Below are 16,182 nucleotides of genomic sequence, written 5' to 3' on the forward strand. Positions count from 1 at the left end.
CCATGCATGGTTCGCCATGCTGGCGCTGCTGGGATTCGTGGCCGCCTACCTGCTGTTCTCGGGCTGGCTCGCCTGGAAGGCCTATCTGTCGATGCGCGCGGCGATCTATGGTTCGCGCGACGGCTTCCTGCTGCTCGCGGTCGGCCTGGGCGCCGGCTTCCTCGCGGTGTTCATGCTGAAGGCGCTGGTGTTCGTGCGGCGCGGGCAGCATGGCGGGCTGACGGAGATCACGGCCACCGAGCAGCCGCGGCTGTTCGCCTTCCTCTACAGGCTGGCCGACGAGGCGCGGGCACCTCGGCCCGCCAGGGTCTACGTGTCCTCGCGCGTCAACGCGGCGGTCTTCTACGACCTGTCGCTGCTGAACTTCTTCCTGCCCTCGAAGAAGAACCTGGAGATCGGCCTGCCGCTGCTCAACGTGCTGAGCGTCTCCGAGTTCAAGGCCGTGCTGGCGCACGAGTTCGGGCATTTCGCGCAGCGCAGCATGGCGGTGGGGCGCTGGGTGTACCTGGCGCAGCAGATCGCCGGCCACATCGTGGCCAAGCGCGACGGGCTCGATCGCTTCCTCGAGGGCCTGTCGCGCACCGACGTGCGCATCGCTTGGGTCGGCTGGCTGTTCTCGCTGCTGGTGTGGTCGATCCGCTCGGTGGTCGACACCTTGTTCCGGCTGGTGGTGCTGGCCGATCGCGCGTTGTCGCGCGAGATGGAATTCCAGGCCGATCGGGTGTCCGTGAGCCTGGCGGGCAGCGACGCCCTCATCGACGCGCTCTACCGCATCCAGTCGGCCGACGCGGCCTGGGACCGCACGCTGGCCTTCGCCAACCAGCAACTGCACAAGGGCACGGCGGTGCCCGACCTGTACGAGCTGCAGTCTGCGGTGCTGCGCAAGCTGCGCGTCATCTACGACGATCCGGACTACGGGGTGCCGCCGGCGTCGGCCGGCGACCGTGCCGCCCACCGCATCTTCAAGCGCGACCGGGTTTCGGTCTCGCGCATGTGGGCAACCCACCCGGCCAGCCACGAGCGCGAGGAGAACGCGAAGAAGGTCTACCTCGCCGCCGAGGCCAGTGCCGACCCCGCGTGGAACCTGTTCGACGACGCGCAGGCCTTCCGCGAGCGCATCTGCGGCCAGCTGATCAGCCACATCGTGCCGCCGCCGGCCACGGCGACGCGCGAGGCCGCGTTGCAGACGCTCCATGCCGAGTACGACCGCGAGTCCTACAAGCGGCGCTATCGCGGCGTCTACCTCGGGCGGGCCGTCACGCGTTCGCAGCACACGGCCGAGCAGTTGTTCGACCGCATCGGTGCTTCGGAGGCCGCGGCGGCGCTGCCGGGGCTCTATCCCGAAGCGCTGTCGGGCATGCTCGAGCGGCTCGATGCGCTGCGGCACGAGCGGGCCGCCCTGCAGGCCGTGCGCGACGGCATCGCGAGGAGCGAGGGCCCGCGCCTGGAACATCGCGGCAAGGCCATCCGCAAGCGCGACATCGCCGGCGCCATCGAAGAGGTCGCCCGCGACATCGTGGCCGCCGAGCGCGATCTCGATGCCCACGACCGGCGCTGCCGCTCCACGCTGCGCGCGCTGGCCGCGGTACTGGGCTCCGAGTGGGAGGCCGGCTGGCTGGCGCAGCTGCGGCTGCTGCACTACGCCGAGCACACCGAGGCGAACCTGGTCGACCTGCAGGCCGCGATGCTCAACACCTTCGCCATGGTGACCGCCAAGCGCAAGACCAGCGAGGCCGAAGCGCAGCGCGTGCTGGCGCATGCCAGCGCGCTCTTCACCGGCATGGCCGAGATCGCGAAGGACGCGCCGGCGATCGATGTCGGGCCGCAGGCGCTCGCGCTGATGGGCAGCCAGAGCTGGGCGGCCATGATCGGTGAATTCAGCTTCGGCTATCCGACGCGCGAGAACATCAACGAGTGGCTGCGCGCCTCCGACAGCTGGGTGCGCCCGATGGTGGAGGCGCTCGGCGCGCTGCGCCGGGCCGCGCTCGACCAACTGCTGGGCACCGAGGCGCGCCTGGCCGATGCATCGGGCCGGCCCGATGCCGTGGGCGAGGCACCGGCGGCGCCGGCGGTGCAGGGAAGCTACCCGACGCTGACGAACGGGCAGGAGCGCCCGCGGCAGAAGAAGCTCGATGCCTGGTCGAGATTCCAGACCGCCGACGGCTGGTGGGCCGGTGGCGCGCGCCTCGTGGTCGCGGGCGGCGTGATCGCCGCGCTCATGGGCGTCAGCACCACCCTCGGCAGTGCCACGGTGATCGCCTACAACGGGCTCGACCGCGAGGTGGAAGTCTGCGTGGGCGGGCGCAGCGCGGTGGTCGCGCCGGGCGCCAAGCGGCACTTCGAGGTGGAGGCCGACAAGACGATCGAGATCGCCGCGCGCACGACCGAAGGGCGCCAGATCGAATCGTTCTCGGCCAACCCCGAACTGATCGGCATGCACTACGTCTACAACGTGGCCGCCGCGGCGCCGCTGGTGGCATGGACGGCGGTGTATGGACAGAGCAGCGCGCCGCCCGAAAGGAAGCTCGGCGCGCCGCGCTGGTCGGCGCAGTCGGCCGACGCGCTGTTCGAGCCGCCGCCCCGGCAGATCACGACCAGCAAGGGCAGCAGCGGTGGCACGCGTTCGGTCATCAGCGGACCCGATACACGATCGGCGAGCAATGTGCTGACCATGGTCGATGGCGATGACGAGCGCAAGGCGCTCATCGAGGTGCATGCCAGCTGGGATTCGGGACAGTCGGCCCACCTGCTCGAATGGTTCGCGGCGGCCGACCAGCACGCGCCCGACAGCCGCGCGAGGATCGTCGCCGCGCGGCTGGCGAGCGCGCCGCTCGAGATCGCCTCGCTGCGCGAACAGCAGAACCAGGCCGCCACGCCCGCGGACCGCGAGCGGGTCTGCGCCCAGCATCGCGCGCTCGCCCAGGCGCATCCGGCGCAGGCGGACCTCGCCTACCTGGTGGTGCGCTGCATGAGCGATGGCGCGCAGAAGGACGCGGCGTTCAAGAAGGGCGCGGCGCAGTATCCGGACAGTGCCTGGTTCGCCTACGCGGCCGGTCACGCCTGGGCCGGCGAGCAGTCCTGGGCGGAGGCGCGCCGTGCCTACGAACGGGCCGGAGCCAAGGCGCCATTGCTGACCACCGCCACGGTCGACGACCTGGCGCGCATCCGGCGCATCGAGCAGGGCGAGAGCGCGTCGCTCGACGACCTGGCGGCCAAATCGACCTTCCTGCAGATTCAGCAGATGCTGAACTCCGGCAAGGGCATCCCCGCGGACAGCTCGGCGTTCGGCTATCTCGAGATGAGCCGCGGCAATCTCGAGAAGGCCTCCGGCATCGCGAACGCGGGCACCGCGCCGCCCGTTCGCCTGCTGGTGTTCATCGGGGCGTCGGAAGGGGCGAACCAGAGGCAGGTGGCGAAGGCGCTCGAGGCCTCACGCGCGATGACGGCGCAGGATTTCGAGGCGCTGATGCCCGGCGTGGGCCTGGCCATCCGGCACGGGCAGCCGGTCGACAGGCTGCTGGAGCTCCTCAAGTACATGTCGCCCGAGGATGCGCAGCGCCTGCGCGCCTTCGTGACCGTGCTGCAGACCAGCAAGGATCCGCGCCAGGCCGAGCAGGCGGCCGAAGGATTGACGCCGCAGTACCGCGCGCATGCCTACAGCGCGGGCCTGGTCGTGCTGGGTGCGCGCGCGCCGGCGCAGTGGCGCAGCTTCGTGAAGCGGGCGCTGTTTCCGGTCGAGCACCCTTATTTCGGGTGAGGCCCGCCGTGCTCAGCGCTGCCGCACCGACCGCCGCCGCAGCAGCGCAGCCGCGCCCAGCGCCGCCGCCATGACCAGCAGCGACACCACGGTCGTCACCGTGCCGAGGGCATAGATCGAAGGGGTGGTCACGGTCGAGGTCAGGCCCTGCAGCTCGAGCGGCAGGGTGTTGACGTCGCCGATGGCCTGCGAGGTGCGCGCGATCTCGTCCCACGAGAGGGTGAAGCCGAACATGCCGATGCCCACGATCGAGGGGCCGATCAGCGGCAGCACGACGAAGCGGAAGGTCTGCCAGGGCGTGGCGCCAAGGTCGCGCGCGGCCTCCTCGTAGGCCGGGTTGAAGCGATTGAAGACCGCGAACATGATGAGCAACCCGAAGGGCAGGGTCCAGGTGAGGTGGGCGCCGAGGGCGGAGCTGAACAGGCCGAGCGCGGTGCCGTAGCCCTCGAGCAGGGTGGTGGCGTCCATGGCGGTCAGCAGGGCCTTGATGCCGGTGTCGAGCAGCCGGAACTGCAGGCCGATGCCCAGCGAGATGATGATCGACGGCATGATCAGGCTCGCGACCGTGACGAAGAACAGGGTGTTGCCGCCCGCGAGCTTCTTGCGGAACGCGAGGCCGGCGAGCACCGAGAGCACGACGGTGAAGCCCATGACCACGGCGCCCAGCGCGAGCGAACGCCGGAACGCGGCGCCGATGTCGACCGTGCCCAGGCCCTCGGCGAGCTTGTAAAACCAGTGCAGCGAGACGCCCCGCAGCGGGAAGGTCAGGCCGCCTTCGGGGCCCTGGAAGCTCAGCACGAAGATCGTGATCATCGGGCCGTAGAGGAACAGCACGAAGAGGGCGAAGACGGTGGCCAGGGGCCAGAAGCCCTTAGGGCGTTTTTCTCGGATGTGGTCGGTCATGGCATGTCTTTTTTCGGGGCGGATGCACGGGGCACCGGGTACTCCCCTCCGCGAATGTCCCCCGCCCTTCGGGCTCCTCCTTGATTTCGCTGCGGGGAGTACCCGGTACCCCGTGCATCTGGACGCGACCGTGGAGCCTGGCCCGTCATCACGGCCGTGCCTCGCTCGCGTCGATGGGGTGCTCTGCGCAGCGAAATCAAGGAGGAGGCCGAAGGCCGGGGGACATTCGCGGAGCAGAGCACCCCGTCGGCGCGAGCGCGCCCCGCAGGTCGAAATCGGCAACGCAAGAACACCACCTAGAGCTCCTTGCGTATGTCCACCAGCCGCGTCAGCCCCCAGATGATCATCAGCACCACGGCCAGCAGGATCATCGCGTTGGCCGCCGCCAGCGGGAACTGCAGGTACGAGGTCTGCACCTGGATGATCTTGCCGATCGAGGCGATCTGCTGGCCGCCCATCACGCCGATGGTCACGAAGTCGCCCATCACGATGGTGATGACGAAGATCGAGCCGATCAGGATGCCGGTGCGCGACAGCGGCACCACCACGTTCCACAGCGTCTGCCAGCCCGAGGCGCCCGCGTCGTTCGCGGCCTCGAGCAGCGAGCGGTCGATGCGCATCATGCTGTTGAAGATCGGCACGATCATGAACATCGTGTAGAGGTGCACGAAGGCCAGCACCACCGAGAAGTCGGAGAACAGCAGCCACTCCACCGGCTGCTGCACCAGCCCCAGGCCCATCAGCGCCTGGTTCACCAGCCCGTTGCGGCCCAGAAGCGGCACCCACGAGATCATGCGGATCACGTTCGAGGTCCAGAACGGCACCGTGCACAGCACGAACAGCACCGTCTGCATCGTCGAAGAGCGCACGTGGAAGGCCAGGAAGTAGGCCACCGAGAAACCGATCAGCAGCGTGATGCCCCAGACCAGCAGGCAGAACTTGAAGGTGCTCAGGTAAGTGTTGAGCGTCACGCAGAGGTCGCCGTTGTCAGTCAGCCGCGAACAGCCCTCGAACAGGCTCAGGTAGTTGCGCAGCGTGAACGCCGGAATCAGCTCGTACTCGTTGAAGTTCCACAGGCTCACCATCGCCACCAGCGCCAGCGGAACCAGGAAGAACAGCAGGAACACCAGCGCGAACGGCGCCGCCTGCCACCATGCCTTCACGGCATGCAGCGGCTCGGTGGCGGCGTTCGCGCGGGCGGTGGGTGCACTCACGGGATCAGGCCGCGACGAACTCGTTCCACTTCCTCACCATGTACTCGTTCTCGTCCATCACCGCGTTCCAGCAGGCGATGCCGCCCATGCGCTGCTCGTAGCTGCCGCCGTCGCGCACCGCGCCGGCCTTGGCGATCACGTCGCCCTGCGGGCTCTTGATGTCCTGCGCCGCGGGCTTGCCCTCCATCCAGTAGGCCCACTCGTAGGCTTCCATCTTGGCCTTCGCCGTGTCGAGCACCGCGCTGTAGTAGCCCTGGCGGTTGAGGTAGGCGCCGGCCCAACCGTCGAGGAACCAGTTGATGAACTCGTAGGCCGCGTCGAGCTTCTTGCCCGACAGCGTGGCCGGCAGGCCGAAGCCCGAGGCCCAGGCGCGATAGCCTTCCTTGAGCGGCTGGAAGGTGCAGTCGATGCCCTTGCTGCGCACGGCCGTCACGGCCGGCGACCACATCGACTGGATCACCACCTCGCCCGAGGCCATCAGGTTCACCGACTCGTTGAAGTCCTTCCACAGCGCGCGGAACTGGCCGGCCTTCTTGGCCTCGATCAAGGTCTTGATCGTGAGGTCGATCTCGGCCTTGGTCATGTTGCCCTTGTCGGCGTACTTGTGGATGCCCTTGGCCTCCACCACCATCGCCGCGTCCATGATGCCGATCGAGGGGATGTTGAGGATCGCGGTCTTGCCCTTGAACTCGGGGTTCAGCAGCTCGGCCCAGGAGCCGATCGGGCGCTTGATGAGGTCGGGGCGGATGCCCAGCGTGTCGGCGTTGTAGGTGGTCGGGATCAGCGACATGAACTGCGTGGCCGACTTGGCGAAGGCCTTGCTCTTCTCGCCCTCGAGGTAGATCACCTTCACGGGCGCCGTGCCCTGGTCGCCGACCTTCTTGCCCGCGACCTCGCCCTTGGTGAACAGCGAGGTGATCTTGTCGGCGTTCTTCACGCGCTTGCTGTCGATGCCCTTGAGGTTGCCGGTCGGCACGATCTTCTTGAGCGAGAAGAACTCGGTGTCGATCAGGTCGAAGCTGTTGGGCGCCGTCACCGCGCGCTTGGTCACGTCGTCGGTGGTCACGGCCACGTACTGGATCTCGATGCCGGTGTCGGCCTTGAACTTCTCGGCGATCGCCTTGTCCTGGTTCACGGCCGTGCCGAGGTAGCGCAGCACCACCTTGTCCTGCGCATGCACGAAGGGCGCGATGCCCGTGGCCAGGATGCCGGCCGTGCCTTGCAGCAAGGTGCGGCGCTTGAGTCCGAGGGTCGGGTCGATGATGTCGGTCATGCTGAGTCTCCTGAAAGAAAGGGGAGGAACGCGGAAGGGAAGAAAGAAAAGAGGGGGCTCAGAGCGTCATCGCGAGCGCGGCCGTGTCGTCGCGCAGCGCGGCGGCGGGCTCCGGCGCGCGTTCGCCCGGCGGCTTGGCGCCCGGCCCGAGCACGCGCGCATCGGCGTCGGCCCACGACAGCCGCACGGCCTCGCCGAGCGCGTAGGGCTGCGCGAGGAAGGCGGCCTCGCCGAGCTGCACCGAGACGTTCGCGCGCCCGGGCGCGGCCGCGTCGAGCGCGAGGCCCAGCAGCACGTAGGTGCCCTGGTATTCGACGTCGGTCACGGTGGCGGCCAGGCCTTCGGCCGTCTCGGCGGCCGGCGCGATCCGCATGCGGTCGTTGCGCACCGCGATCGGGCCGGCGGGCGTGTCGAGCACGTTGTGTCCGCCCATGAAGCGCGCCACGAATTCGCTGGCCGGATGGTTGTAGACCGCGTGCGGCGAACCGACCTGCTCGATCACGCCGTGGTTCATCACCACCATGGTGTCGGCCAGCGCCATCGCCTCCTCCTGCGAGTGCGTGACGTGCACGAAGGTCAGGCCCAGCTCCTTCTGCCAGCGCCGCAGCTCGGCGCGCATCTGGATGCGCAGGAAGGGGTCGAGCGCCGACAGCGGCTCGTCGAGCAGCAGCACGCGCGGCTCGGTGATCAGCGCGCGCGCCAGCGCCACGCGCTGCTGCTGGCCGCCCGAGAGCTCGCCGGGCTTGCGCGCGGCCAGGTGGCCCATCGCGACGCGCTCGAGCAGCGCATTGGCGCGCTGCTGGCGCTCGGCCTTGGCCACGCCCTTCATCTTGAGGCTGAAGGCCACGTTGTCGGTGGCCGACAGGTGCGGGAACAGCGCGAAGCTCTGGAACATCATCGCCGTGCCGCGCGCGGCGGCCGGCAGGTCGGTGATGTTGCGGTTGTCGAGCAGGATGTCGCCGCTGGTCACCGACTCGTGGCCCGCGATCATGCGCAGCGTGGTGCTCTTGCCGCAGCCCGAGGGGCCGAGCAGGCAGCAGTAGCTGCCGCTGGCGATGCGCAGGTCGATCCGGTCGACGGCGGCCGGGGTGCCCGGGGCGTAGCGCTTGCTCAGCGCGACGATCTCGATGGCGGCGGGGACGGGCGTGGCGACGGCATTCATTGCCCGTGGCCGAGCACGATCCATGCCACGCGCTCGGGCGCGCGGGCCGCCTGGTTCGCCGCTACGCCTTAGGGCGTACGGCGCGCACGGCCCGTGTGGGGATCAGGTGCCGAAGCGGTCCGCGTCCGCCGGCAGGCCGGCGGCGGCCAGGCCGCGCAGCACGTCCCCCACCACGATCACGGCCGGGCTCGCGAGGCCGGCCTCGGCGATGCCGCGCTGCAATTGGCCCAAAGTGGTCGCGACGTGGCGCTGCTGCGGCAGGCTTGCATGCTGGATCACGGCCACCGGCGTGCCGGCCGGCAGGCCGTGCAGCAGCTCGCGCTCGATGCGGGCCGCGCCCGATACGCCCATGTAGATCACCAGCGTGAGCCGCGCTGCATGCGCGGTCGCGGCCAGCGTGCGCCAGTCGGTCGGATCGTCGGCGGCGCCGGCACCCGTCTTGGCATGGCCGGTGACGAACACCACGCCCTGTGCATGGTCGCGGTGCGTGAGCGGCACGCCCAGCGCGGTGACGGCCGCGAGGCCGGCCGTGATGCCGTTGACCACCGCGCATTCGATGCCGGCCTCGCGCAGGTGCTCGACCTCCTCGCCGCCGCGGCCGAAGATGAAGGGGTCGCCGCCCTTGAGCCGCACCACCGTCTCGCCCTCGCGCACCGCGGTGATCATCAGCCGCTCGATGAAGGCCTGCGGCGTGCTCTTGCAGCCGCCGCGCTTGCCCACATGCACGATGCGCGCATCGGGCCGGGCATAAGCCTGCACGATGGCGTCGTTCACGAGGTCGTCGACCAGCAGCACCGTGGCGGCCTGGATCGCCTTCACGGCCTTGACGGTCAGCAGCTCGGGGTCGCCCGGGCCGGCGCCCACCAGCGTGCAGCGGCCGGCGATGAGGGAAGGGGTGGGGGCGTTCGTTGTCATGCGTGGGATGCCAGTTGCGTGATGTACCGGACCTGCGTGGCGATCGCCTCGGGCACGGGGAGCTCGCCCGCCAGCACGCGGCGCGTGTAGTCGGCCGTGGTCGCGACGTCGATGTCCTTCGGCAGGCCGGGCACCTCGGGGTCGGTGCCGGGCTGCTGGGCCTGCAGTTCGGTGCGCACGCCGCGCACGAAGCCGTCGATCTGGGCCGTGCGGCGCGGGTCCGACACCACCTCGCCCTCGAGGCCGCGCGACAGCAGCGCCGTCATGCCGGTGAGCTCGAAGGTGTCGGCCATGACGCGCGCGTATTCGGGATGGGTGTAGCTGCCGACCACCACGCAGGCACCGGCGCCCGGCTGCATCAGCTTGACCACGCTGTGGCCCGGGTTGCGCAGGCCGACCACGCGGCGCACGTCGAGCAGCCGCTTGAGGCCCGGGCTCATCAGCTCGGTGGCGGCGAAGGCGGCCTCGCCGGCGGCGATTTCGCGCACCGCGGCCAGCGGCGCGATGCCCAGCGCCTCGAGCACGTTGGAGGCCAGCACGCGCGCGGTTTCGGTGGCGCTGCCGTGCACCAGCACCGGCAGGCCCTCGCGCGCCAGCAGCAGCGCCAGCAGCGGCGTGAGCACCGGCAGCTTGCGCGCGCCGTTGTAGCTGGGCAGCACGACCAGCGGGCGTTCGGTGGCGGGAAAGCGCACCAGCCGCGCATGCGTGGCATCGAGGAAGCCGGCCATCTCCTCGGGCGTTTCGCCCTTGATGCGCATCGCGAGGCAGAAGCCGCCGATCTCGAGGTCGGTGACGGTGCCGTCGAGCACCTGGCCGAACAGGTCGCAGGCCTGTTCGCGCGACAGCGGCCGGGCGCCGCGCGCGCCCCGGCCGATTTCCTTGATGTAGTGGCTGATTCCCATGGGTAGGCGGATTGTCCCGCAAGGCTTATGCCGGAATGAGAGTTCGCTTATGCCTGTCCTGGGCACGGGGGCTTGTGCTCCCTCCCCCGCTGGGGGAGGGTTGGGGTGGGGGCGCCGGGCGCTGGATGCGTGCCCGGCGATGGCACGGCCCGCTGCCCCCATCCCCGCCTTCCCCCAGCGGGGGAAGGAGCAAGGCAGGGCACGGCTCACGCCAGCGCCTCCACCGGCGTCGAGCGCACCCGCCGCTTGAGCTCGGGAATGCACGACCCGCAGTTGGTGCCGCATCTCAGCGCCCCCTGCAGCGCGGCCAGCCGTTCCGCGGGCGAGCCGTCGCAGTGCCGCAGCTGGCGCTCGATCGCGAGGTCGGTCACGTTGAAGCAGGTGCAGACCGGCTTGCCGCGCGACTGCACCGCCACCGGGGCGCGCGCGCCGGGCGACAGCAGCAGCCGGCCGTAGTCCTGCGCCGGCAGCTCCTCGCGCAGCACGGTGGCGATCCAGGCCTCGGCGCTGGTGTCGCCGCCCAAAAGGAAGGCCTCGAGCCGCGCGCCGTCGGCCCGGCGCGCCAGCCGCGCCGCGCGGCGCTGGCCGCGGCGGCGGTCGGCATAGCGCAGGGTGTCGGGCGCCTGCAGGCCCAGCAGGCCCTCGATGCGCGAGAGCAGGGCGTCGTCGGGCGCCTCGTGGGCGGCGGCGCGGAACAGCAGGCCGCCGCGGCTGCCGTCGGCGCCCGAGAAGGGCACGCAGGCCGCGAACGGGAAGGCCGCCATCAGCGCCTGCAGCGCGCGGCGCGCGGCCAGCGCGTCGTCGTCGGGCAGCCAGGCCATGGCCAGCAGCGACCAGGGCAGCTCGGCCTTGAGGATCTTGACCGGCACGTGCTTGAGCTCGGGCTGCTTCGAAGTTGGGCAGTAGGCCGGCGTGGTCAGCGCGTTGATGCCCGCGAGCGGCGTACCCGTGGAGGACGAACCGCCCAGGTACTCGCCGCCCCAGTGCATCGCGACGAAGGCCTGGTCGGGCGCAATCTCCTCGCTGGCGCGCGCGGGCAGCAGGATCGAGCCGCGCCGCGAGCTCAGGTGCACCAGGTCGCCCTCGCGCAGCGCGCGCCGCGCCATGTCCTGCGGATTCATCTGCACCGCGGGCTCGGCCACGTGGCCGAACAGCCGGCCGACGTTGCCGGTGCGACTCATGCCGTGCCACTGGTCGCGCAGCCGGCCGGTGTTGAGCGAGAACGGCCAGCGCGGCTCGCGCGGCTCGGCCAGCGGGCGGAAGACGGTGTCGACGAAGCGCGCGCGGCCGTCGGGCGTGGGGAACACGCCGTCCTCGTAGAGGCGGGCGCGGCCGACCGTTTCGCCCTCGCGCAGCGGCCATTGCTGCGGGCCGGCATGCTCGAGCATCGTCCAGCTCAGGCCGGTGATGTCGAGGTCGCGCCCGCGCGTCGATTCGCGGTGCTCGTTCCAGACCGACTCGGCGTTCTCGTAGGCGAACAGCGTGGCCGCGCGGCCCAGCCTCGCCTCGAGCCGGCGCGCGAATTCGGCAGCGATCGACCAGTCGTGGCGCGCCTCGCCGGCCGGCGGCACGGCGGGGCGCACGCGCGAGATGCGGCGTTCGCTGTTGGTGACCGTGCCTTCCTTCTCGCCCCAGGTGGTGGCCGGCAGCAGCAGGTCGGCGTAGGCGCAGGTGGCGGTGGTGGCGAAGGCTTCCTGCACCACCACGAACTCGGCGCGCTCGAGCGCGCGGCGTACCGTGGCCTGATCGGGCATCGACTGGGCCGGATTGGTGCAGGCGATCCACAGCGCGCGGATCTCGCCGTCGGCCGCGGCCTGGAACATCTCGACCGCCGTCTTGCCGGGCCGCGCGGGCACCGAGGGCACGCCCCAGAGCGCCGCCACCTCGGCGCGGTGCGCGGGGTTCGCGAGATCGCGGTGCGCGCTCAGCAGGTTCGCGAGGCCGCCGACCTCGCGCCCGCCCATCGCATTGGGCTGGCCGGTCAGGGAGAACGGCCCCGCGCCCGCGCGCCCGATCTGGCCCGTGGCCAGGTGCAGGTTGATCAGCGCGGCATTCTTCGCGGTGCCGCTCGAGGACTGGTTGAGGCCCTGGCAGTACAGGCTCAGCGTGGCCGGCGAGGTGGCGAACAGCCGGGCCGCCTCGAACAGCTGCGCGGTCGACAGGCCGCAGACCCGTGCCACCGTCTCGGGCGTGCAGTCGCCCACCGTGGCCTTCAGCGCCTCGAAGCCGCTGGTATGGGCCGCGATGTAGTCGGCGGCGATCCAGCCTTCGCGCAGCATCAGGTGCAGCATGCCGTTGAACAGCATCACGTCGGTGCCTGGCTGCAGCGGCAGGAACAGGTCGGCGATCTCCACCGTGTCGGTGCGGCGCGGGTCGGCCACCACGATCTTCAGCGCCGGGTTGGCGGCCTTCGCGTCCTCGATGCGCCTGAACAGGATCGGATGGGCCCAGGCGGTGTTGCTGCCGACGATGAACAGGCACTGCGCATGCCGCAGGTCGTCGTAGCAGGCAGGCGGCGCGTCGGCGCCCAGCGTCTGCTTGTAGCCGGCCACCGCGCTGCTCATGCACAGGCGCGAGTTGGTGTCGATGTTGTTGGTGCCGACCAGGCCCTTGGCGAGCTTGTTGAAGACGTAGTAGTCCTCGGTCAGCAGCTGGCCCGAGACGTAGAAGCCGACCGCGTCGGCGCCGTGCGCCTGCACGATACCGGCGAAGCGGCCGGCCGCATCGTCGAGCGCCGCGTCCCAGCCCAGCGGCTGCGGCGCCTCGCCGCGGCGCGCGCGCTGCATCGGGCGCAGCAGCCGCGTCTGGCGCGTGATCGGCGCGCTGGCCGTCAGGTGCAGGGTCGAGCCCTTGGTGCAGAGGCGGCCGAAGTTGGCGGGGTGATCGGGGTCGCCGCGCACGCCCGTGATCTGCGCGCCCTCGGACTCGATGATCACGCCGCAGCCGACACCGCAGTAGGGGCAGGTGGAACGGGTGTCGGTCATGAGGCCGCCTTGGGTTCGCCCTCGCCACCGGCATCGCCGGCCAGGGCTTCACCGAACATCAGCCGGTCGCGGATCTCCTGCACGCTGCGTCCCTCGCGCACCAGCGCGTAGTACCAGCTGCCGTCCACCGTGTCGCCGTAGAGGCAGGCGCCCACCAGCTTGTCGTCCTTGAGCACCAGCTTCTTGTAGACGCCGCCGAAGGGATCGCTCAGCACGATCTCCTCGGTGCCTTCGCCGCCCATGAACTCGCCCGCGCTGAACAGGTCGATGCCCGTGACCTTGAGCTTGGTCGAGGTCAGCGAGCCCTGGTAGCGGCCGATGCCGAACTGCGCGAGGTGGTTGGCCGCCACCTTGGCCTGCTCGAACAGCGGCGCCACCAGGCCGTAGGCGATGCCGCGGTGCGCCGCGCATTCGCCGACCGCGTAGATGCGCGCGTCGGTCACGGTCTGCAGGGTATCGGTGACCACGATGCCGCGGTGGCAGTGCAGCCGCATGCGCTCGGCCAGCTCGACGTTGGGGCGGATGCCCACGGCCATCACGACCAGGTCGGCCGGGACCTCGCTGCCGTCCTTGAAGCGGATCGCGGTGACGCGGCCCTGCTCGCCGCCGACCAGTTCCTGCGTCTGCGCGCCCATCCTGAACTTCAGGCCGCGTTCCTCGAGCGACTGCTGCAGCAGCCGGGCCGCGGCCTCGTCGAGCTGGCGTTCCATGAGCCAGGGCATGACGTGCACCACGGTCACCTCCATGCCGCGCCGCATCAGGCCGTTGGCGGCCTCGAGGCCCAGCAGGCCGCCGCCGATCACCACCGCATGGCGGTGCGTGCGCGCGGTCTCGATCATGCAGTCGGTGTCGGCGATGTCGCGGTAGGCGATCACGCCCTCGAGCTCCTTGCCGGGCACCGGCAGCATGAAGGGGGTGGAGCCGGTGCAGACCAGCAGGCGGTCGTAGGCGGCCTCGGTGCCGTCGTCGGCGCGCACGATCCGCTTCACGCGGTCGACCTCGACCACCTTCTTTCCGGCATGCACCGCGATGCCATGGTCGCGGTACCAGTCCCAGCCGTTGAGCACGATCTCGTCGAGCGTCTGCTCGCCCGCGAGCACCGGCGACAGCATGATGCGGTTGTAGTTGGGATGCGGCTCGGCGCCGAACACCGTGATGTCGTAGAGGCCGGGCGCGATCTTCAGCAGCTCCTCGAGCGTGCGCACGCCGGCCATGCCGTTGCCGATCAGCACGAGTTTCATCTTCTTCATGGGGCCCTGCCTTTCTGCGACCGAGCGGATATCGAGCGGGCGAGGCGCTGGTGCGCACCCATGCGCCGGGCGGCCCGGCGCGCACCCGAGTCAGGCCGCGGCCTTCTCCACGTGCCCCTGGCGCGTGTAGAGGAAGTCGATCACGGCCTTGCGCGCATGCACGTAGGCCGGGTCCTCCGCGAGCTCGACGCGGTTGCGCGGGCGGGGGATGTCGACCGTGAGCACCTCGCCGATGGTGGCGGCCGGGCCGTTGGTCAGCATCACGATGCGGTCGCTCAGCAGCACGGCCTCGTCCACGTCGTGCGTGACCATCACGACCGTGCTGCGGGTCTTCTGCACGATCGCCAGCAGCTCGTCCTGCAGCTTGGCGCGCGTGAGGGCGTCGAGCGCGCCGAAGGGCTCGTCCATCAGCAGCACCTTGGGTTCCATCGACAGCGCACGCGCGATGCCCACGCGCTGCTTCATGCCACCCGAGATCTCGCCGGGGCGCTTCTGCGCCGCCGGCGTGAGGCCGACCAGCGCCAGCGCCGCGTCGGTGCGCGCGCGCAGCTGCGCCTTGTTCTCGGTGGCGGCGAACACGCGCTCGACCGCGAGGTAGACGTTCTCGAAGCAGGTGAGCCAGGGCAGCAGCGAATGGTTCTGGAACACCACCGCGCGCTCGGGGCCCGGGCCCTTGATCTCCTTGTTGGCGCACAGCAGCGCGCCGGCGGTGGGCGTGGTGAGGCCGGCGATCAGGTTCAGCAGCGTGGACTTGCCGCAGCCCGAATGGCCGATCAGCGTGATGAACTCGCCCTTGGCCACACCGAGGTGGACGTCGCGCAGCGCGACGAAGCGGCCCTTGGGCGTCTTGAAGGCTTGCTCGACGCCGTGGATCTCGATGTACTTCGATTCGTCGATCATGATTTCACCTCTTCGAACGTGAAGGCCGTCGCGAGCTTGATCAGCGCGAACTCGAGCACCAGGCCGACGATGCCGATCACGAAGATCGCGATGATGATGTTGGCGACGTTGAGGTTGTTCCACTCGTCCCAGACCCAGAAGCCGATGCCCACGCCGCCGGTCAGCATCTCGGCCGCCACGATCACCAGCCAGGCGGTGCCCACGGCCAGCCGCACGCCGGTCAGCATGTAGGGCAGCACGGCGGGGAACAGGATCTTGGTGAGGATCTTCCATTCGCTGAGGTTCAGCACCTTGGCCACGTTCATGTAGTCGCTCGGCACGCGCTGCACGCCCACGGCGGTGTTGATCACCATCGGCCAGATCGAGCAGATGAAGATGGTCCAGATCGCGGCCGGGTTGGCGCCCTTGAACACCAAGAGGCCGATCGGCAGCCAGGCCAGCGGCGAGACCGGGCGCAGCAGGCTGATCAGCGGATTGAACATGCGCGAAAGGAACTCGAAGCGCCCGATCGCGAAGCCGGCCGGAATGCCGACCAGCGCCGCGAGGCCGAAGCCCAGCGCCACGCGCTGCAGCGAGGACAGCACGTTCCAGCCCACGCCCTGGTCGTTGGGTCCCTTGCTGTAGAAGGGATCGCTGAACACTGTGAGCGCCTGCTGCCAGACCGCCAGCGGCGAGGGAAAGCCGGTGGTGCTGCGCATGGCCACGATCTCCCACACCAGCAGCAGCAGGCCGAAGCCCGCGAGCGGCGGCAGCACGCGCATCCAGAAGGCGCGCAGGTCGAGCGGGGTGCGCGCCTTGGGCTCGCGCGCGGGCACGGGGCGAACGGGTGCCGCGGTGGCGGCGGCGGGCTTGGCCGCGATGGCTGGAGCCGAGGGCGCTGCGACCGCCTCGAGCGGCGAATGGAAGACTGCGCTGACCATGG

The 16,182-nt window shown here is 70.3% G+C and carries 10 protein-coding genes and 1 pseudogene; 1 reads left to right on the top strand and 10 read right to left on the bottom strand.

All coding sequences use genetic code 11. The features are described 5' to 3' along the window. Positions 1–16: 16 nt before the first annotated feature. Complete coding sequence (locus AC07PU_RS17820; RefSeq protein WP_495319174.1) at positions 17–3,757, top strand: M48 family metalloprotease; 3,741 nt, start codon at positions 17–19, stop codon at positions 3,755–3,757. A gap of 12 nt (positions 3,758–3,769) precedes the next feature. Here AC07PU_RS17820 and AC07PU_RS17825 read toward each other — a convergent pair whose 3' ends face one another. The 10 genes and pseudogenes from AC07PU_RS17825 to ntrB all read right to left on the bottom strand — a co-directional run bounded on the left by AC07PU_RS17825 (position 3,770) and on the right by ntrB (position 16,180). Continuing rightward, a complete protein-coding gene (locus AC07PU_RS17825) occupies positions 3,770–4,660 on the bottom strand; it encodes an ABC transporter permease (RefSeq protein ID WP_495319176.1) in 891 nt (296 codons plus the stop codon). Between the two features lie 296 nt (positions 4,661–4,956). After that, a complete protein-coding gene (locus AC07PU_RS17830; protein ID WP_093339420.1) occupies positions 4,957–5,874 on the bottom strand; it encodes an ABC transporter permease in 918 nt (305 codons plus the stop codon). Between the two features lie 4 nt (positions 5,875–5,878). Further along, entirely contained in the window at positions 5,879–7,147 is a 1,269-nt protein-coding gene (locus AC07PU_RS17835) for an ABC transporter substrate-binding protein (protein WP_093339417.1), read from the bottom strand. Positions 7,148–7,205: 58 nt separating this feature from the next. Then, positions 7,206–8,309, bottom strand: a complete 1,104-nt coding sequence (locus AC07PU_RS17840; RefSeq protein WP_495319178.1) for an ABC transporter ATP-binding protein — start codon at positions 8,307–8,309, stop codon at positions 7,206–7,208. A 102-nt stretch (positions 8,310–8,411) separates the two neighbouring features. Then, a complete protein-coding gene (cobA, locus tag AC07PU_RS17845) occupies positions 8,412–9,224 on the bottom strand; it encodes a uroporphyrinogen-III C-methyltransferase (RefSeq protein WP_495319180.1) in 813 nt (270 codons plus the stop codon). Then, positions 9,221–10,126: a DNA-binding protein YbiB gene (ybiB, locus tag AC07PU_RS17850; RefSeq protein WP_495319182.1), complete on the bottom strand. Its 906-nt coding sequence runs from the start codon at positions 10,124–10,126 to the stop codon at positions 9,221–9,223. The genes cobA and ybiB overlap by 4 nt, the downstream gene beginning before the upstream one ends. 206 nt (positions 10,127–10,332) lie before the next feature. Continuing rightward, the gene (locus tag AC07PU_RS17855; RefSeq protein ID WP_495319421.1) at positions 10,333–13,062 is read right to left on the bottom strand and encodes a nitrate reductase; all 2,730 of its coding nucleotides are present in this window, start codon (positions 13,060–13,062) and stop codon (positions 10,333–10,335) included. Continuing rightward, a pseudogene (locus tag AC07PU_RS17860) lies at positions 13,048–14,360 on the bottom strand (FAD-dependent oxidoreductase); the annotation flags it as partial. The pseudogene AC07PU_RS17860 and the gene AC07PU_RS17855, both read right to left, overlap by 15 nt. Positions 14,361–14,450: 90 nt before the next feature. Continuing rightward, positions 14,451–15,260 (bottom strand): ABC transporter ATP-binding protein, encoded by an 810-nt coding sequence (locus tag AC07PU_RS17865; protein WP_093339406.1) that lies wholly within the window; start codon positions 15,258–15,260, stop codon positions 14,451–14,453. After that, a complete protein-coding gene (ntrB, locus tag AC07PU_RS17870) occupies positions 15,257–16,180 on the bottom strand; it encodes a nitrate ABC transporter permease (RefSeq protein ID WP_495319184.1) in 924 nt (307 codons plus the stop codon). Before ntrB ends, AC07PU_RS17865 begins: the two co-directional genes overlap by 4 nt. Positions 16,181–16,182 lie beyond the last annotated feature (2 nt).

Source organism: Variovorax sp. GW821-FHT10D07, from assembly GCF_059415325.1.

Bases quoted from the DNA above. Each gene is read 5' to 3' on its own strand.
- cobA (WP_495319180.1), bottom strand. From the start codon at position 9,224: ATGACAACGAACGCCCCCACCCCTTCCCTCATCGCCGGCCGCTGCACG.
- ntrB (WP_495319184.1), bottom strand. From the start codon at position 16,180: ATGGTCAGCGCAGTCTTCCATTCGCCGCTCGAGGCGGTCGCAGCGCCC.
- AC07PU_RS17820 (WP_495319174.1), top strand. From the start codon at position 17: ATGCTGGCGCTGCTGGGATTCGTGGCCGCCTACCTGCTGTTCTCGGGC.
- AC07PU_RS17865 (WP_093339406.1), bottom strand. From the start codon at position 15,260: ATGATCGACGAATCGAAGTACATCGAGATCCACGGCGTCGAGCAAGCC.
- AC07PU_RS17825 (WP_495319176.1), bottom strand. From the start codon at position 4,660: ATGACCGACCACATCCGAGAAAAACGCCCTAAGGGCTTCTGGCCCCTG.
- AC07PU_RS17840 (WP_495319178.1), bottom strand. From the start codon at position 8,309: ATGAATGCCGTCGCCACGCCCGTCCCCGCCGCCATCGAGATCGTCGCG.
- AC07PU_RS17835 (WP_093339417.1), bottom strand. From the start codon at position 7,147: ATGACCGACATCATCGACCCGACCCTCGGACTCAAGCGCCGCACCTTG.
- ybiB (WP_495319182.1), bottom strand. From the start codon at position 10,126: ATGGGAATCAGCCACTACATCAAGGAAATCGGCCGGGGCGCGCGCGGC.